General features: G+C 56.2%; 15 protein-coding genes and 2 pseudogenes. 6 read left to right on the plus strand and 11 right to left on the minus strand.

The window, feature by feature from the left end; translation table 11 throughout:
- Positions 1 to 228: 228 nt before the first annotated feature.
- The 3 genes from E4S61_RS16800 to E4S61_RS16810 form a co-directional block, all read right to left on the minus strand.
- Positions 229 to 426: a hypothetical protein gene (locus tag E4S61_RS16800; RefSeq protein WP_135305122.1), complete on the minus strand. Its 198-nt coding sequence runs from the start codon at positions 424 to 426 to the stop codon at positions 229 to 231.
- 316 nt (positions 427 to 742) lie between these two features.
- A complete protein-coding gene (locus tag E4S61_RS16805) occupies positions 743 to 2,050 on the minus strand; it encodes an APC family permease (RefSeq protein WP_135305123.1) in 1,308 nt (435 codons plus the stop codon).
- Positions 2,047 to 3,624, minus strand: a complete 1,578-nt coding sequence (locus tag E4S61_RS16810; protein WP_135305124.1) for an ABC transporter substrate-binding protein — start codon at positions 3,622 to 3,624, stop codon at positions 2,047 to 2,049. The genes E4S61_RS16805 and E4S61_RS16810 overlap by 4 nt, the downstream gene beginning before the upstream one ends.
- A 211-nt stretch (positions 3,625 to 3,835) precedes the next feature.
- Here E4S61_RS16810 and E4S61_RS16815 point away from each other — a divergent pair.
- Positions 3,836 to 4,308 (plus strand): annotated as a pseudogene (locus tag E4S61_RS16815) (permease); the annotation flags it as partial.
- 90 nt (positions 4,309 to 4,398) lie between these two features.
- Here E4S61_RS16815 and E4S61_RS16820 read toward each other — a convergent pair.
- Positions 4,399 to 5,085: a helix-turn-helix domain-containing protein gene (locus E4S61_RS16820; protein ID WP_135305125.1), complete on the minus strand. Its 687-nt coding sequence runs from the start codon at positions 5,083 to 5,085 to the stop codon at positions 4,399 to 4,401.
- Positions 5,086 to 5,287: 202 nt separating this feature from the next.
- Here E4S61_RS16820 and E4S61_RS16825 point away from each other — a divergent pair, with 202 nt between their 5' ends.
- Entirely contained in the window at positions 5,288 to 6,085 is a 798-nt protein-coding gene (locus E4S61_RS16825) for an alpha/beta fold hydrolase (RefSeq protein WP_135305126.1), read from the plus strand.
- A 49-nt stretch (positions 6,086 to 6,134) separates the two neighbouring features.
- Here the strand turns inward: E4S61_RS16825 and E4S61_RS16830 are convergent, their stop codons facing one another.
- Positions 6,135 to 6,491, minus strand: a complete 357-nt coding sequence (locus E4S61_RS16830) for a DUF2891 family protein (protein ID WP_135305127.1) — start codon at positions 6,489 to 6,491, stop codon at positions 6,135 to 6,137.
- 25 nt (positions 6,492 to 6,516) lie between these two features.
- On the opposite strand from E4S61_RS16830, the pseudogene E4S61_RS16835 reads away from it, so the two are divergent.
- Positions 6,517 to 6,918, plus strand: a pseudogene (locus tag E4S61_RS16835) (integrase core domain-containing protein); the annotation flags it as partial.
- Between the two features lie 67 nt (positions 6,919 to 6,985).
- Here the strand turns inward: E4S61_RS16835 and E4S61_RS16840 are convergent.
- Positions 6,986 to 7,993, minus strand: a complete 1,008-nt coding sequence (locus E4S61_RS16840) for a hypothetical protein (RefSeq protein ID WP_135305128.1) — start codon at positions 7,991 to 7,993, stop codon at positions 6,986 to 6,988.
- 539 nt (positions 7,994 to 8,532) lie between these two features.
- Between E4S61_RS16840 and E4S61_RS16845 the strand changes: the two genes are divergently transcribed.
- Positions 8,533 to 8,907 carry a hypothetical protein gene (locus E4S61_RS16845; protein WP_135305129.1) on the plus strand — a complete coding sequence of 125 codons (375 nt, stop codon included), beginning with the start codon at positions 8,533 to 8,535 and terminating at the stop codon, positions 8,905 to 8,907.
- A 656-nt stretch (positions 8,908 to 9,563) separates the two neighbouring features.
- On the opposite strand, the gene E4S61_RS16850 is transcribed toward E4S61_RS16845, so the two are convergent.
- Positions 9,564 to 9,959 carry an ArsR/SmtB family transcription factor gene (locus E4S61_RS16850; RefSeq protein ID WP_135305130.1) on the minus strand — a complete coding sequence of 132 codons (396 nt, stop codon included), beginning with the start codon at positions 9,957 to 9,959 and terminating at the stop codon, positions 9,564 to 9,566.
- Positions 9,960 to 10,036: 77 nt separating this feature from the next.
- On the opposite strand from E4S61_RS16850, the gene E4S61_RS16855 reads away from it, so the two are divergent.
- Entirely contained in the window at positions 10,037 to 10,702 is a 666-nt protein-coding gene (locus tag E4S61_RS16855) for a DUF7509 family protein (protein WP_245180800.1), read from the plus strand.
- Positions 10,703 to 11,317: 615 nt separating this feature from the next.
- On the opposite strand, the gene E4S61_RS16860 is transcribed toward E4S61_RS16855, so the two are convergent.
- Together E4S61_RS16860 and E4S61_RS16865 are read right to left on the minus strand one after the other, a co-directional pair.
- Positions 11,318 to 11,926, minus strand: a complete 609-nt coding sequence (locus E4S61_RS16860) for a transposase (protein ID WP_394346455.1) — start codon at positions 11,924 to 11,926, stop codon at positions 11,318 to 11,320.
- Between the two features lie 110 nt (positions 11,927 to 12,036).
- Positions 12,037 to 12,579 carry a cupin domain-containing protein gene (locus E4S61_RS16865; RefSeq protein ID WP_209309532.1) on the minus strand — a complete coding sequence of 181 codons (543 nt, stop codon included), beginning with the start codon at positions 12,577 to 12,579 and terminating at the stop codon, positions 12,037 to 12,039.
- A gap of 363 nt (positions 12,580 to 12,942) precedes the next feature.
- Here E4S61_RS16865 and E4S61_RS16870 point away from each other — a divergent pair, with 363 nt between their 5' ends.
- Positions 12,943 to 13,992 carry an RNA-guided endonuclease TnpB family protein gene (locus E4S61_RS16870; RefSeq protein WP_135305131.1) on the plus strand — a complete coding sequence of 350 codons (1,050 nt, stop codon included), beginning with the start codon at positions 12,943 to 12,945 and terminating at the stop codon, positions 13,990 to 13,992.
- Positions 13,993 to 14,286: 294 nt separating this feature from the next.
- On the opposite strand, the gene E4S61_RS16880 is transcribed toward E4S61_RS16870, so the two are convergent.
- Together E4S61_RS16880 and E4S61_RS16885 are read right to left on the minus strand one after the other, a co-directional pair.
- Positions 14,287 to 15,282, minus strand: coding sequence for a DUF7351 domain-containing protein (locus E4S61_RS16880; RefSeq protein WP_135305132.1), 996 nt, complete (start codon positions 15,280 to 15,282; stop codon positions 14,287 to 14,289).
- 351 nt (positions 15,283 to 15,633) lie between these two features.
- Positions 15,634 to 16,464 carry a class I SAM-dependent methyltransferase gene (locus tag E4S61_RS16885; protein ID WP_135305133.1) on the minus strand — a complete coding sequence of 277 codons (831 nt, stop codon included), beginning with the start codon at positions 16,462 to 16,464 and terminating at the stop codon, positions 15,634 to 15,636.
- Between the last annotated feature and the right edge of the window lie 244 nt (positions 16,465 to 16,708).

Below are 16,708 nucleotides of genomic sequence, written 5' to 3' on the forward strand. Positions count from 1 at the left end.
CAGTGCTTTACCAACAAGCGATTCTCAAAGTCACCGAGACAGATGGCCAGATAACACAGCTCAGGAAGTCGACGTCGAACTCTGGAAAGCAGCGCCACGCTCGACAGTGCCGGATTCCGAGTCACTCCTTACTTCGGTCACCGACGAACTGGTGACCGCGACTGACACACCGCAGTGATCCCGATCCCAAGCCGTCTCGTAACCGAGAGAGCCCCCGCTCTCGCTACGTCACTCGTCGTAACTCAGCCGCTCGGTCGCGAGGTCAATCATCTGCTCAGTCTCGTCGGCGGGTACCTCCTCAGGACGGTCGACGTCGACGTAGAAGGGCAAGCCGCGTTCCGCGACAAGAACTCGGTCGATATCGGGACCGATGGGTGCTTCTTCGAGGAAGGTCGGTTCGACTCCATCACCTGGTTCGGCGTGCATCTCTGGAATGCATCCACCCGCTGGAGGCCGCACAAAATGACGAGCGATGAACTTCCCTCTGATAGAGGCTGGAATGTCGATAAATGGCTTTGTGGAAATCCTCAAAAGAGGAGAGATTCTGACTTGACGGGATCAATATAGAGAGGTGATATATCGCACCGGCTGGTGTTCTCACCAGTTTCTGTCACAATCGGGGTGCAAGACTTAGAGGATGTCTGTAGCAGAGTGGCCTCATTCCACCACGTATCTGGTGTATCAGCCGTAGGAACGTAGGTGATGCTATTCGTTGTTCGAACCACAAACAGACCGCTGTCGGTCAGACCTCCTTTTCGACCTCACGTATCCCCTCCTTGATTGAGTCTCGCTTGAAGTACGCGGCCTCGACGGTAAAGACGACCACGGCGATGACGACGACGAGGAAGAACACGTGCGGGAGCCGTGTGAACAAGAAGTACAGCAACATCACGAAGAACGCCGCTGAGCCGACCATGCCGACCACCGGCGGGAGCGTCCGAATGTCGGTTTCGTCGCGGTTGACGAACGCCAAAGCGCTGACAGTACCGAAAACCACGATGAACGCCAAAGACGCGAACTCGACAACGGCTTCAAGACTACCCAGGACAGCGAAGGCAGCAGTGAAGAACCCAATAACGAGCACTGTCCGAGCGGGCGCGGCGTCGTCGTCCGGGTCGCCCATCTCCGACGGAAGGATGTCGTCGGCGATGAGGTTCTTCGTGAAGATGGCTTCCGAGAACAGTGTCGAGTTGATCGCGCTCGCGGTGGAGACCAATCCCGCGAGGCCAACCGCGAGCGCGAGCCACTTGCTGACTCGGAGGGCACCGTACAGCAGCGCCGCCTCCGGTTGCGCCGAGACGACCTCGGGCGGCAAGAGGCTCGTGATGACAAATCCGACGAGGATGTAGATCGCCGCAGCGATCGGGATTGAGATGAACACGGACTTCGCGAGCGTCGACTGCGGGTCCTCGAACTGCTCCTGGTCGTAGAACAGGAGCTGCCACCCCTCGAAAGAGACGAAGCCGACTGATGCCGCGATAATCGGGCCCGTCGCGAACTCTGAGAGCCCGAGACGGAGATCTCCCACCGAGAACCCGAACCATAGCCCGACGAGACCGAAGATGCCGATGATCCCCGCCTGCACAAAGACGAGGTACCGCTCGGTCGCCCCCGACGCCGACGCACCGAGAACGTTCAGGCCGACGAACAAGGCGACGATCGCTACCGAGAGGAACGGCCGAAACGGCAGTCCCCAGACGTACTGGATGCCAAGTAGCATCTGTCCGTACGCACCGAATGCATAGGCGTACATGGCCATCGTCCCGATATACCCGACGACCAGTGTCCAGCCGACCACGCCGGCGACAGTTCCACGACCCGTCAGCTCCTCGATGAACGAGACCGAGCCGCCAGCGGAGTCGGTGATCGCGTTGACCTTCACGTAGGAGTACGCACAGCAGATGACGACGACCGTCGCCAACGAGTACGCGAACCACGTCAGCACCCCGGCTGCCATCACGACGATACCGATGGCGGCGTAGATGCCGCCGCCGACGATACCGCCGACGCCCAGGGCGACCCCCGTTGGCAGGCCGAACTCCTCGCTCATCGTCCCTCTACGCTAATCGCCCCATCGGGTCTCGTCACTCTCGGGTTCAGTCCGGCGATCGGGTGGACGCGGAAGTTCTTGAGATTGGACTTGTGGGCGAAGCTGTTCTTGAACGAGCAGACCGGGACATAGACCTGCTCTTCGTGGAGCCGCGTGATTGCGGCCTCGTAACGAGCTCGTCGCCGATCTCGGTCAGTCGTCTGTCTGGCCTCAAGGAGCTGGCTCATCACGTCTTCCTCGTTGTAGAAGATTCCGTTGGTCCCGCCCTGGGTGTTCTCGTGAAAGACCGGATAGAGGAACGAGTCGGGATCCCCGTTGCCAGCGATCTCCCCGACGAACACCGCGTAGTTCTTAGCCGAGCCCGTGACGGATAGCTCGAGGTACTTCTTCCAACTGACGGGGTTGACGAGAACGGACTGTCCAGCCTCGCGGAGGCCAGCGGCCAGCGCGTAGGCCAGTTCCTTCCAGACCGGATGCTTCGAGGTGAGGATAGTAAGTTTACCGACAGAGACTGGCGCCTCCTCGAAACGCGCCTTCGCTTCATTGATGTCCTTCGGCGGGACGGCCGCCGCCCACTTCTCGACTGGGAGGTTCCACTCGTCGGCAACATCCCGTGGGAGGAGACTGTACTGCCGTGAGCCGACCGGTTCGACGAACTGTTCGACCAGCTTCTCGAGATCGATACAGCGGACGATCCCTTCTCGGACCGCCCGCTCGACTGTCGGCCCCTCGTTGCAGTTGAACCCGAAGTAGAACGATCGGAACCCGGGGCGTTCGGCGATCATCGCGTCCGTGATGTCCGTGATATCCCGTCGGAAGCGCGGCGATATCGGCTCGATAACGTCCGACTGCCCAGTCACAAGTCCCATCAGCTGCGTGATCGGCGATTCGACGTACGCGAACGTCACTCGATCGAGAGCAGGTGCAGGCTCCCCCCAGTAGTTCTCCCAGCGAGTGAGGTCGGCCTTTTTTTCCTCACTGAACGATCGGACACGGTAGGGTCCCGCCCCGATGGGATCGCTGGCGAATCCCTCCCGATCCGTCTCGCGGACGTCCTTCGGAATTATTGGATACGTCAGCGCGTGTTCGAATGCGGGATACGGCTGCTCGAGCTGGAAGCGGACGGTCTGTTCATCGACGGTGTCGACGGTTTCGATCGGGCTCACTAGCCACTGGCTCGGTGTATCCTCTTTCTGGGGTGCCTCGAAGGAGTACTGTACGTCGGACGCCGTGACCGGCTCACCGTTCTGGAACCTGGCGGCAGCGTCGAGTTCGACTGTTATCCGTCGGCCGTCGTCCGCTACAGAGGGAGTGCCCGTGGCGATCTGTGGGACGACGTCCGTGCCGTCGTCGTAGGTGTAGAGCCCGTCGAAGACGCGGGCGATCGTCTGGAGAGATCCAACGTCCGTCGCGACGATCGGGTCCAGTTCCATCGGCGGGTGGATTGTCCCAATGCGGATCTCGTTTTCGGAGGAGTCGCTCGCGATCGTCGAGCATCCGGCGAGTGATGCCATTCCAGCGCCGAGGCCCGTCAGAACGGTTCGCCGACCAAGCCGGGCGTTGTGCTCGACCATACGAGGTTTCTCAAGGGTAGCCCGTGCGCGACCATAAATGCCCTCCTGGCAAGGGATTCCCCAGAGTATCGAACGGTGGGTAGCTCCATCGCAAAAACCGATACGGGAACAAATATTTCAGGCTAGCCAGGGGGCTTGTTCCCCCTTCATTTGCAAGCCAAAAAACGGATGCCCAGAACTCCGTTTCGGCCGGATATGGAGTCGAGGGAGTATGCTCGGTGGGATCGCTCTCTTGACGGTCGCCATCGGCGTCTCACCACGACGAAACCGCTGGGCACGTTCTTCGTCGAGAGCCTCCGACAGTTCCTCTCGACGACCGTGTCGATGGGTGGTGGGCGCTCGTTTTCGGCTTCGCCATCGCCGGCGTGGAAGCGTGGACCTCCGACGAACAGGTCGCCGAACTCCTCGACGGCCACTGGCCCCGCGAACTCCGCTACGGTTCGCTGTTCGGTTTCGTCTCCTCGTCGTTCCTATTCCGCGATAGCGACGGCGAAGACCCTCTTCAAGAAGGGCAGCTCGGCGGCTGCGACGCTCGGGGCGTCCATGTTCGCCTCGACGAACCTCGTCATCGAGATCGGTGCCGTCATCGCCCTCCTGTTGGGCTGGCAGTTCCTGGCCGCCGACGTCGTCGGCGGGTTCATGCTGATTGGGCTGATGGCCCTGGGGTTCGTCTACCCCGTCCCCATTCCAGAATACGCAGCGAAAGGTCTGCCGGTTACTGCCAGTGACTGATCGCATCATCAGCACTGATTAATATTAGTCTCAGCCAGCGGTTCACTCTGGAAGTGGTGGCCACGTCGTCGCCACTGTTTCCTCAATGAGTTGCGTCTCGGCGCGACGCAACCGTTCAGAGACCGACGACGCAGAGATTTCCAGCTCTGCAGCGACTTCTTCCAGTGATGTCTGCCGCGGAATATCGAAATAGCCCAGTTCGTAGGCCGTCCGGAGCGCTTCCTGCTGCTGGTCGGTCAGCCCATCACCAGGCGGTTCAGACTCCCTACCACGGGTGAGCCGTGACAACCGGAAATCGGCATTCTGCTGCCAGAACGACGAGAATTCGGTGAACGCATCTCGGGTGGCAAACCAGCCCGTCTGTCGCCATCCGTCCGGTAATACTTCGATTCGCTCGATAATTGCGTCCGCCGTGGCGAGTGCCTCAAGCTCCGCGAGGTCGTCGATCTGGTCGCCGAGCTGTTCCTCGAAACTGAGCGCTGGCATTACCTGATAGCGACTTGTATCACCAGCCTGTCCGATGAGTGTCCATTCACTAACATCGTAGGCGTCAGTAAACGCGTTCGCAACCGCTCTGTGTGAACAATCTGTTACAGTGACGAGAAACAGAGGTCGTTTCCCATGATTGAACTGCAGTTCGAGGATCAGCGTTGCCTCGGGTACTGTCGCTGCGACCCCGACAAGTGGAAGTGCGTCACAGGAAATCTCGAATTCAGCGACGAGCCTCATACGCCAACGTTCACGCCAATAGTAATGGCGGTATCGAAGAACCGATTACAAGACCGATCTTTCGGGTGTTTTTTATAACCAATTTCGACAATTTTCAACCCACTATTATAATGATGATATTTTGTATACATCCACTCCTCTTTTCAATACCCGGATGATTGAGAGAACGGTTTAGCTTCGTTGTTCTCAAACACAGAGTCGCATGGTATCGACACAATCCAGTGATGGCACCGAGATAGCATACGAACGACACGGCGACGGGCAACCACTAATCTGCCTTCACGGTGGAATGGCCCCCCGTCAGTACTGGAATGCGGTCCTGCCATACTTCGATGAGTATGCTGCTGTGATCCCGCAGCGACCGGGGTTCGGGACCTGTATCAATGACTCCGCAGAAACACGCCCCGGTGAGATACTGGATCATGAGGTGCAGTACGTGCGCTCGCTCGTTGACACTGTCGACGGCGAGCCGATTTTGTTCGGTCACTCCTATGGTGCGCTGACGGCAGTCGAGGCCGCAACGGATGCTGCGGTCAAAGCGGTCCTCACATACGAACCGGCGGTCCTCCCTGACGACTACCGGAACAACGCCGATCTCGCCGACCGAATGGCAGCACTCATTAAGAACGGTGAACGCCAAGAGGCAGTGAAACGCTACATTGAGCAGGTCCTCCACCCCGACGGCATCGACGATCTTGATACGTGGTTGGCAGAGTGGCCGGTCTGGCCGGACTGCGTGAAACTCGCCGAAGAAGTCGTCCGCATGAACCGTGCCGTCGAACAGTACCAGCTACCTGCTACGCTCGATGTCCCAGCGCCCGTGCTCGTGATGACGGGCACTAACGGGCCGGACTTCCTCCGTGAGAGTGCCTGCGGCATTCACGAGGCGCTCCCACATAGCCGTCTCATCGAATTCGACGGTATCAGCCACAGCGGTCCCGGCGAAGCACCGGGCTTGATTTCGGCGGAAGTCGAATCGTTCCTCCAACAATATCAATAGCGAGTCCAGAGTTCGTCGATATAGCGTGACTACTGACGTTCCCATCTACTCACTGATTGGGCGCGATTCCACCTTCGTTTCTGGTCAACAAGTACAGAACGAAGGATGAGAGCCAGTGTGCGCCCGCGTAGTCGTTGGTGAATGCCAGCTCCAAGCTATGCTCAACATAGCGCTGTGCACCTCGTTCAAGCACTTTGACGGTAGACTGGCCAGTAAGTGCACTGGCGATACCCACCATCGACCACGCCTTCGAGAGATTCATCCCCACGAAATGGAGTTCGAGCCCTTCGTCGCTATCCATGTTAACGTCGACAGGTTGCAAGGCGGAATTATCTGGATGGTCGGCGATTTCCGGGATGGACGTTTTAAACCACTGCTGGAAAAATGTGGAGACGGCCGACGCCATATTTGCAATGGAGGGAACGCACACTGGCGAGCAGTCTTGGCTGTATGCTGCAATCGACACCGAGACAAAATTGCTCCTTGATGTCGCCGTGTTTGGTCGCCGTGGCACCGATCCAGTAGCGGCGTTTCTGCATGGAATGGCCGAGAAACACGATCTCTCCGAAGCTGTGTTTCTCGTCGATGGCTACGGCTATCTGACTGCCCTTGCTCGATTAGATCTGAGCGGTCGGCTTGACTCCATCGACCGAAACTTCATCGAAAAGTGGTTTCACACCCTCAAAATGCGCATTGACCGCTTCTATCACTCGTGGGTGGGCAGTCGGGCTAGCGTCCGCCGGTGGCTTGAACAGTTCATGCACTACTATAACCAGCAGCGACCGCATCAATCGCTCAACAATCGAACTCCAGCTGAGGAGGTCCTAAACTAGACAGTGCCGATATCTACATCACCTCTATCAAGTGCCTAGTTTGAACCTCTGGATCACAAAACCGACACTACGACGATCCGCCCTTGCTTGCAGTCGCCCGATAGACGTTGTCCCGGAACTCGTACATGCGTGCTTCTTGGAGTCCGAACGGCGGAATCGAGCGGTTGAACTCCTCCAATCGGACCCGGTCGGCGTCGTATTTTCGGCTCAATGCGAGAGCGTCGCGCAACTGGTCGTTGCGAACGACCTGCTCGACGATGACTCGTTTTGCATCGGTCTCAGAACCGTCGGTGCGTTCGAGAACGAACGCATCGGGGTGGTCGGCTTCGTCATCGGGCTCGCCGCGCGTCAAATATGCGACGAGCGTTTCACCATCCCACTCTGTCTCCGCGATTGCTGCTGTTGGCGTCAACTGGAGCGGGTCGGCGTTCAACTCGAACCCTGCTGCGAGCGCGATACTCTTTTCGTGTGACTCAGTTGTGAACCACCCGTCGATCCCAAACGCGTAGTGGCCGCCGCCGAGGCCGGCGATAGTGAGCGATTCCGTCCCCTCGACACGTTCGATGGAGGTTCCGTCGCTGACGCGACCGGTCGCTACTGTGACGGTCCACGTGTGTTTCTTGCCAGCTGAAAGCGGTGTTAGCGGTTGTGGCGAGCCTTGGGGCGCGATGTAGAACCAGTCGCCATTGACGCGCTTGTACAGTTGCCAGTGATAGAAATTGGTCTCAAACTCCTGTCGGCTCCGGTTTCGGAGCGTAAACCCGGTCGCCTGGTCCGATTGGACTGACTGGGTCTCTGGATCAAGGACAAGTGGCATCGCCTCAGGATCGACCGCTCCATAGCAGACGACCTGTTCGATACCATCAAAGGGTGGGCACGCATTCGAGGCGGTATCCCCGGGGAAGTCCGGAATCGACTGGGGCGATCCGGTTGGTATTGTTGTGCCGTCCCTTACCGTCTGTGTGTCGGTATCATTCGTATCGGTCGGTTTTCCTGGTCCGGTACAGCCTGCGAGGAGGGCGACACTGCCTGCATAAAGGGCCGAAAGGACCTGTCTTCGGGAGGGCTGAGCCATATCAATTTGTTCCTGATGGTACAGGTATATGTTTTCTGCCCCTGCTCTGAGTCAGAGTGTTAGATGGAAGTATCAAGGGCATGGGAAAGAGACGTTAGACTCACTCGACATGGGTACACTTGCTGCCCATGTCGATCTGCTGTCTCTTATAATTGTTTGCCTCCGATTGAAGGAATATCAACTTTATAAATCATCGTTACTTACAAGATGGTCTTGAGGGGTCGGGAAGTCCTATCGATTTCCTTCTAGCCGTGTTGATTTTGTTCGGTACCTTCGTCGTTGTCTTCCTCATTGGCAGGCTATTTAATTCCATTTCTTTTGAAACTGCAAATATGGGGATCTTGCAAACAGCCAGCTGGTAGCTGTATCCCCTGCATTGATCAAGCCGTCGCTCTGTTTTAGACCGAGAGCGGCAGTATACTCGCCCAATAGCTGTGCGAATTCACCGCCCGATACAGGACGAGAGCAACACAAGATATATACCGGATTTCTCTGAAACAAAGTATATCCAACAAATACCACGCCAGTGTCTCGGAGTCATGAGTGACTGTACACAGGTATTACTGACTGAGTTCGGGATAGAGGCCTCAATTGCGACTGATATTCAGATGACACCGACCCCAGGCCCCTCCGGACACCACCTCCATATTCCCTGGGCGCTGGGGGCAATTATAGCCTTCTCTGTTGGTGTAACCATAATCGGCCTTGCTGGCGGCGTGGTGCTGACGATGCGTCGATGGATACAAACGCGGCAAGAGGGCGTCGCAACCGTGAACGAACGGATGGAAAACGTCTTTTGGGGAGTCGGTATCTCCGGCGCATCGGTGGGCGCAGCGACGCTCATCTCGGTTCAAGCTGCCGTCGTCGCTCTCGGACTCGTTGTTGTTGGGTGGGTCATTTGGTTGTGGACCTGATCACGACAAAGCATTTACTGGAGTCTATGTGAATCTCAACTATACCAGATTCTCAGCCACGTCGAACGTTCCTGACCCTCATTAGCGGCATTGGAGGAGTTTCGACTATCGCTGGCTGTACGACGCTAACTGAAGAGCATGCGTACCTCTATGTTCAGAACCATCAGGAGACCCCCCATAATATTGTGGTCAAACTCACGGATACAGGAACAGAATCCGTGGTTTACGAACGTACTTTTGAACTAGGAGGTGGGCAAGATATAGAGACAAACAATATCGTTGATGGCGGCGAGTACGATGTTCAGGCAGTCATGGATGAAAAACGAACAGTCACAGAGACGCTAGCTGCTCCGTGTCCTAACACTTCCTTTCATATTATAATTCGGGAGCTGGCAGTAGCACGGTGAGCAGATCGTATTGTGGCTGAATAGATCCGTACCTGTGGCTCTATGGATCACCATTTCCATGATTACTTCTAGACCTGTATGCAGTATCGGCTTTGCGAACTATTCTGTGACTGTCAGTAACGGCGTGACCGATACAGAGGAAAGGTTCAGCACGATGGCATCTTTCTATTCACGGACTGCAGTCTGTAATTCCCGTTAGGTGCGCGTGCATATTGAGCGATCAGTGTGGCCGGAGGACTGGGAGTACTCCTACGAGTCACCGTACGCATCGAGGAGGTCCCACTCCTCGCGCATCAGTTCTCGAACGCCGTGTTCGAGTATTCCCTCGCCGAGTGAGGTGGCCCGATAATACGAGTAGAGACTGTCGCTGTCAGGCGTCTTCCGTTTGCGATTCTCGACAAGTCCCACGTCGACGAGTGTATCGAGATGGTAGTGCAGCGTGTTCGACGGAAGGTCGAGTTCCTCTTCAAGCTCTTTTGCACTGTGAGCACCTTGTTCGGTAAGGAAATGGAGAATCCGAAACCGGGTTTCGTTACCGATCGCTCGCTGCATCTCCAGATACGCTTCGAGCGAGAGGAGACTCTGCTCCGGCAAGAGACCAGCTAGATCGTTTCTATCGGAAGACGAACGTCCGGTTTCGGCCATATACAGTAGTTACGCAAGCAGAACCATAAGTGCTCGCTGACTCAGCAGTCACAGAAAAGCAGCGTATTTATATACGGATGCAAGATGAGGACATCATGCGCGACCGTCTACTCGGCGAACTCGGTGACCTCGCCCATTCACGCTTTCTCGTCTATCTGATGGGCCCATACAAGACGTTCGACGTCGATGCACTGCAGAACGCCGCAGAGGACGACGGCGAGGCACTCCGTTCGATCCCAGAGACCGTTGATTTCGGTTCGCTTGTCGGGTCGGACGTGGATCTCGACCAGCAGGAGGCAGTACTCGGTCTACTGCTCTACGCCCGCGATCGGCTTCGGACTGACCCAGGTGTCAATGCGTTTCTAGCCATCGATATCGACATCCCGCTGGAGGAGATGGACGCTGCCACACAGAGTATCGAATTCGCGCTCGCCAGTAACGCCATCATCTATATTGTCCCGAGGATTGGGGATAACCTCGGTGTCGGCATCGAAACCGGTTCCGTTCTTGAGGCGATCTTTCGTGAACACGATGAGCGAACGTCGGCGGCTGCACAGCAAGAACGGGTCCTGTTCATCCACGAGTCCGGTGTTCGGAGTGCGATGATTGCTGCCGTGCAAGATCGGTGGGACGCTCGCATCTACTCGTATGACGATCGCGATGATCTTGTCCATCAGCTCCGGTTGTTCGTCCGTGAGCTCGCACGCCGAGAACAACATGGTAACCTCTCGCAACTGGATTGACAACCTCTCCACTTGTCTTACCCATCGCTCGTTACTCACAAGAAGGCAGGAACCAACCGCTTAATAGACGTGCGTAGTGACCAAAAATCAGAATTGGGTGAGAGGTGGTTCCTCAAATGCGGTTTTTACCATCGGTCAATTACTTATCTAAATAGTTATTTAAGTGAAGTATGAACCGGCGAGAGCTCCTTCAAAATAGCACTCTCCTTTTTAGCGTCAGTTTGTCGGGATGTACTGCCGGCCTTGATGACGATGATGACTGTCACTGTGGGAAAGTAGGCCCGCCAAAAGGAATCCTGATTCATAATGAAGGGGATACAGACCATACAGTAGCGTTCACAGCCTCGCTCACGTCTTCAGAGAATGAACAACCAGAATTCACGGAGGAAATTACCATTAGCGCTGGCCAAGCAAGGGATATGTCTAATGTCGCAACTCAATCAGGAGAATATCGTATTTTAGTGGATACAGCCGTTGACTCTGCCGAATGGGTAGCGAGTACTGGTCAATGTGGGGACTATCTTTTCAAAATAGTGCTGGATGGAGAGGAAATTAGCCGTCAACAACCCGGATGCGACTGATTTGAAGAGATGGCTTGTACTGCTGCTACTTCTTTCACCTGTATTGCCCACAACCGGGGCAGGACTTGTCACCTGCTGAGGATTTCAACAGAGCCTGTTCGTCGTATCCCTTGTCGCCAAGGAGAACCGCTACTTCCCCGGAATTCCGCTTGATGAGCGAGGGTGCGATTTGCGAGTCGTGTTTTCGTGTCGTCGTTACGTGTAAGTCGATAATTGCGTTCGATCCCGTGTCTACGAGGAGCGTGACTTTCAACTGCTGAATCGTCAACTTTATTCGCTTGGTGTAGTGTTTCGAGGCGTGACTACGGTCGAAGCCGGAGGCGTCGATTCCAACGACACCGTTGGTCGGGAGGAGTGTGACCGAGAGATTGAGCAAGACGCGCCAAACCGCCATACTGAGCCGGTTGAACGCCTTACATAACGTCGAAGGGGAGGAGAGTTCCTCCAGTTCGATGGCCCTCCGAATCCGAGGCATCTCGATGAGTTCGTCAAGCAGGGTTCGGTACGTCGTATTCTTTCGCACCTTGAGACAAAGCAGGACGATGTGCTGGTGAAGTGTGTACCGCTGTTTCGAGAACTTCGAAGAGTAGCGGGCAACAGTTCGCCGAGCCAAGTGATACGCCTGCTCAACGAACCGAAGCAACTGCGACTTTGGGAGGGCCTACATTCGGTCACATTATTGCTCGAACCTGTAACTCTCTGAGGATTTCAACAGAGCCGTATTGGAAGTCATCATGTCATCTTCGCCATCGGTTAGTCAGGCAGACGGTATCCCAACACACGTCCGAGGACAGTCAGGACCTTGAAGGCCCAATGCGGCGGACTCACCGCGTAGATATCCTCCTCGTGTTCCGTCGTCAGCATCGCCAACAGCAGGATGTCGTTGAATCCCTCCGGAGGCAATGACACACCCCGCTCCGTGACGAGTTCGTGGAACCGACGGAAGAACGCCTCGTGCTGTAGGGCGGGCTCGTGGACGTTTATGATCTCGACGGGGGTCGTGTTCCTGAATGTATGGGCCGTGCCTGGAGGGACGGTGTGTTCCTCACCAGCCGTTACCTCCATCCATTCCCCATCCATGTACACTTCCAGCACACCTGAAACCACTTCGTAGCGTTCCTCGGCATGTGGATGGGTGTGGACGAACGGGCCTTCTTCCGGGATGGTTTCGATCTCAAATCGCATTTCCAACAGTTCGCCGTCCGTGTCCGCTGTCGAACGCGTGATTTCCCAGCGGCCAGGGAAACCGCCCCAATCGAGGACGCGATCCTGCTTGCCGCGATCTACTGCCGTCATCGAGTTCCCCCCGTGGTATACTCGCTGTTCGGCATCGGTTTGCTTGTCATAGTCATTCACCACATTCTGTGCCGTCCGTTCCACCGCTTGTGTCGGCTCGAGGCACCTCCACGTAGCGGACGCCACGTCGCTGGATCGTGCTCTGATCCGAGCAGCTAGTGCTAGCGGTGAGCTCGAACTTATGTATTAGGAGAACAATATTTCTCTAACAGGGCCAGAGTGTCCGGATTACGAAAGTGCGAGGAGAAAGCCCCACCCTTTAGGGCGGGAATGAATCCGACAACCGACTACACAAACCACCGACAATAGCACGGCCTGATATTCCAACAGATACTTAATCAAACAAACATAATTACAAATGTAATGGTCACGGTGACTGTCACCGCGAAGTTCTACAACCCATCCCTCTCACGACGGAAAGAGTGGCAACGCGCCTCTCGCCTCTACCGTGGCACCAAACAGTTCTGCATCGACGGATGGGAGAACGGCGACTTCGGCAAATCCGTGACCACGGCTAGCATCGACAACGACCTCTACTCGGCCATTCAGAACCAAGCCATCCGAGAGGCCAAATCCGACCACAGTGAGGACGGAGCAGTTCGCTACCGAGAGAGCCAGCCGTTCGCCGTCAACAACCAGAATTGGGAAATCGACACGACTGAGAACGGCACAGTCGTCGTCGGCTTCCCATGCGTCTCCCAATGGTGGTACACCCCGATAGAAGTGTACGACGACATAGCAGACCCCGTAGACAGACTACTTGAAGGAGATGCCGACAAGACCCGTCTACAGGTCTACCGTCGTGGTGACGATTGGTTCTGTACGTTCAAGATCGAATACGACGCCGACACGTCGGGTGAGACGCCCATCGGTGTCGATATTGGTGAACGACATATCCTCGCTGTGACAGCCTACGGCAAAGACGAGTCGATGTTGGTGTCTGGTGGTGAGGCGAAGTACGTTCGACGCAAATATCGTTCCCTACGCGAGTCGCTTTCGCAAGTGGGTGCGCTTCGCGCACGTAACCGTGTGGGTGACAAAGAGCAGCGTCGAATCAAAGACCTAAATCACAAACTCTCCCGTCGCCTCATCACGTTCGCGGAACAGTTCGAGAACCCCGTCATTCGGCTGGAAGACCTCGAAGGCATCCGCGAGAACAGTTCGTGGTCGGGCGTTCACTCCTGGCACTTCCACCAACTCCAACAGTTCACCACGTACAAAGCCGAACGCGCTGGTATTCGCGTCGAGAAGGTTGACGCCTATCATACCAGCCAGCGATGTTCGGCGTGTGGTTCGATGGGAACCCGTGATGGCGACCACTTCTCGTGTTCGGAGTGCGGTCGTGGACGACACGCCGACCTGAACGCTTCGGAGAATATCGCACAACGGGAGGGAGAACCGTGCACGGCCTAACATCCTCGAAAACGCAGCGCGTTTTCGGGCGCACGGAAATCTCTGATTTCCGTAGCCTTCGGGTGAGGCGACCCGTGCTACCTCGCTGGTTGAACAGCCAGCCGTCGTTGACGCCTGTAGTTGACAGGGAGGAAGGCCCCATTGACAGGGCTACATGCGCTGGAAAGCACGTCCTTGGTCACAACTGGACGGCGACCTTCGACGGCCCACGCGAAAGCGTATTTGAGGCCCGAGGAAACGCGCAACCTGAATATCCCCTTCGGGGAATCCTCGCCCTTTAGGGCGGGGAGGATGTCAAGAAACAACGGTGTCAGTCCGTGGTTCCCGATCGAACTCGACGATGTTCATCTCGTCGTCCAACGTAAGAGTGAACACCGTCGTCTCAAGCTCGATAGAGAGTGATACGCGGAGGGGCTTCGCCGAGATATCGGTCTCGACGTTGTTCTGAAGCAGTTCGATGGCCTCGTCAACCGCCGGTGAGTCGATGTCCAACTCGGGATTGCCGGTCAGTTCGGTCGCCAAGACGAGACCTGTCGCGAACATCTCGACCGGTAACCGCTTGGCGAACCCACAGGTATCACACTTCATGTCTGCCCAAACCGGGAATGGTGTTCCACAGGTATCGCAGGGCTGGCCGTTTTTCACTTTGTGCACGTCACAGAACGTCACCGACGACGAGATCTGTCCTGCACACTCACGACAGATACCATACATCAGATAGGTTATGTCCAGAGCACACCGATAGAGTCCGGTTGCGAGTGTTTGCTCAGAGTCACGGGTCGTCAGACCTGCTGCTGGATAGTTCGTGAGGAAGAGCGTCCCAGCCGGCGCCTGATCGCCGAACAATCCGTAGCACTCGGTACACCTGACTCGGAGCCATTGATCCTCGTAGGTGACCGCAACGGCTGCCCCGCATAACGGACAATTCTTGTCAATCTCCCGGGAGAAGTTGAGGCGGCCTGCTCCGGATACGGCTATCACCGTTCTGGCGATCTGCTTACCCGCACTGCTCAGCCGGTATCCGTCGTCAGTTCGTCGGACGAAATGAGGAGTGAGTTTCGAGAGGTGGTAGTTGAACTTCCCGTTATCATCGATATCAATCTCGGTTTGTAACTCAGAATATGGCACTGTCTCGACGGCGTCAGAGCCGTCGTCGTATTCGTAGGCGGCACCTGCCCGCCAGAGTACTCGGATGATGTCTAGCCGTATTTCGTTCCCCAACGTGGCGAAGGCCTCGTCCGGGGAAAGCTTGTTAAGTTCGAGATCAGGAGTGAATCTGTTTTGGCCCATGATAACAATACACATTCTAGATTCATAAAACGCACCTCCAGAGAGTCCGCGGGAGACTGAGAAAATTGTACAGTGCGCACTGTGTATCCATCACTACCCCAGCAGTGTCTCTTCGACAAGACTTCATCACTGGTGGCATGCGTTTGTTTATATATGTGTCTCTCTAAGCGTCTAAATCGCTTGTTTTCGATGCCTTGAATATTCCAGAATTTATTTATTGCACCGGATTGCGTCACGGATTTCAGCCACCTGAACAAAGTGGAACAAAGGAGCAAGCGGTAGCCGAAATTCGGCGTTCCAGGGCTTCTATTGTCAGACTACTGATAAAATCACCTTCCGGCAGTTGCTGTATCACTTCGTCCCGATGCCGATGTGCACCGGGCTGGTGAGAACTGCGAGGCCGCTGCCACCGGAGCGCTCGCGCAGCATTTCGTCGAGCACCTCGCGAGCCGCGGCACGTTGCTCCTCGGTGGTGTCCGACACCAGCGTCCCCGGAATGGGATTGCTGTTCATCAGCCAGTCCCACAACTGTCGCCCGGAGTGGAACTCCAGCTCCTCGGCAACTGTTTCCACGCGCACGCCCTCCAGTCCTGCTTCCTGGAGCCGTTGGCGCAGCTTCTGGGGGTCCGACACCTGAAACGGGAGCGGTGTGGGGTCCAACGGAAGCCCTTCGAAGTCGGGGATGACCGCGCGCATAGCACGTAGGAAGAAACCGAGGAACTCTACCTCCTTCGGATTTCCGTACACGACGATGAAGACACGGCCACCGGGCTCAGTGACGCGAACTATCTCCCCAAGTGCTTGGGGAAGGTCGGGGAAGAACATGACCCCGTACTGCGATCCGGAGACGTCGAAGGAATCGTTCTCCAGTTCGAGGGCGTGACCATCCATGACCCGCGCTTCTACGTTGGAGAGTCCCTCTTCCTTTACGTTTGCCGCGAGGCGCTCGACCATGTCTGGAGAGATGTCCGTCGCTACCACCTCCGCGCCGAGGCGCGCTGCGGGGAGGCTGAGGGCCCCGGCGCCTGCCGCCACGTCCAAGAACCGCATTCCCGGTCGAAGATCTGCGGCGTCTAGGGCCGCCTTTGAAACGTGTGCATGCGTGGGGGAGACGAACTCGTCGTAGCCCGCCGCGATCGCGTCCCACGCCTCCTGAGCTTGCTGTCGTTGCTGAGTAGTCATCTTTCCTCGGTACTACCTACGCGCGTTGAGGAGATGAAGATGTCTCGTGAAAGATTTTACCTCTTGAAAGCCGTTTTCAGGTCCGCACCACTGGGTATCGGAACAGACTCGTCGGTTCTCCACGGATGGATTCTCGGATACGAGAAAGTTTGATCGGGTAATTCAGAGCTGTCTTCTGGGAACAAAGTGACTAGATGGAATACGCTAGTCAGTAGATGTGCCTACTTACCGAATCTGAGCGCCT

The organism is Haloarcula amylovorans (genome assembly GCF_004681185.1).
In the GTDB taxonomy this organism is placed as follows: Archaea; Halobacteriota; Halobacteria; order Halobacteriales; family Haloarculaceae; genus Haloarcula; species Haloarcula amylovorans.

Excerpts from the sequence above, each read along its gene's own strand:
- E4S61_RS16800 (WP_135305122.1), bottom strand. The coding sequence starts at position 426 with ATGCACGCCGAACCAGGTGATGGAGTCGAACCGACCTTCCTCGAAGAA.
- E4S61_RS16805 (WP_135305123.1), bottom strand. The coding sequence starts at position 2,050 with ATGAGCGAGGAGTTCGGCCTGCCAACGGGGGTCGCCCTGGGCGTCGGC.
- E4S61_RS16810 (WP_135305124.1), bottom strand. The coding sequence starts at position 3,624 with ATGGTCGAGCACAACGCCCGGCTTGGTCGGCGAACCGTTCTGACGGGC.
- E4S61_RS16820 (WP_135305125.1), bottom strand. The coding sequence starts at position 5,085 with ATGAGGCTCGTCGCTGAATTCGAGATTTCCTGTGACGCACTTCCACTT.
- E4S61_RS16825 (WP_135305126.1), top strand. The coding sequence starts at position 5,288 with ATGGTATCGACACAATCCAGTGATGGCACCGAGATAGCATACGAACGA.
- E4S61_RS16830 (WP_135305127.1), bottom strand. The coding sequence starts at position 6,491 with ATGGCGTCGGCCGTCTCCACATTTTTCCAGCAGTGGTTTAAAACGTCC.
- E4S61_RS16840 (WP_135305128.1), bottom strand. The coding sequence starts at position 7,993 with ATGGCTCAGCCCTCCCGAAGACAGGTCCTTTCGGCCCTTTATGCAGGC.
- E4S61_RS16845 (WP_135305129.1), top strand. The coding sequence starts at position 8,533 with ATGAGTGACTGTACACAGGTATTACTGACTGAGTTCGGGATAGAGGCC.
- E4S61_RS16850 (WP_135305130.1), bottom strand. The coding sequence starts at position 9,959 with ATGGCCGAAACCGGACGTTCGTCTTCCGATAGAAACGATCTAGCTGGT.
- E4S61_RS16855 (WP_245180800.1), top strand. The coding sequence starts at position 10,037 with ATGCAAGATGAGGACATCATGCGCGACCGTCTACTCGGCGAACTCGGT.
- E4S61_RS16865 (WP_209309532.1), bottom strand. The coding sequence starts at position 12,579 with ATGACGGCAGTAGATCGCGGCAAGCAGGATCGCGTCCTCGATTGGGGC.
- E4S61_RS16870 (WP_135305131.1), top strand. The coding sequence starts at position 12,943 with ATGGTCACGGTGACTGTCACCGCGAAGTTCTACAACCCATCCCTCTCA.
- E4S61_RS16880 (WP_135305132.1), bottom strand. The coding sequence starts at position 15,282 with ATGGGCCAAAACAGATTCACTCCTGATCTCGAACTTAACAAGCTTTCC.
- E4S61_RS16885 (WP_135305133.1), bottom strand. The coding sequence starts at position 16,464 with ATGACTACTCAGCAACGACAGCAAGCTCAGGAGGCGTGGGACGCGATC.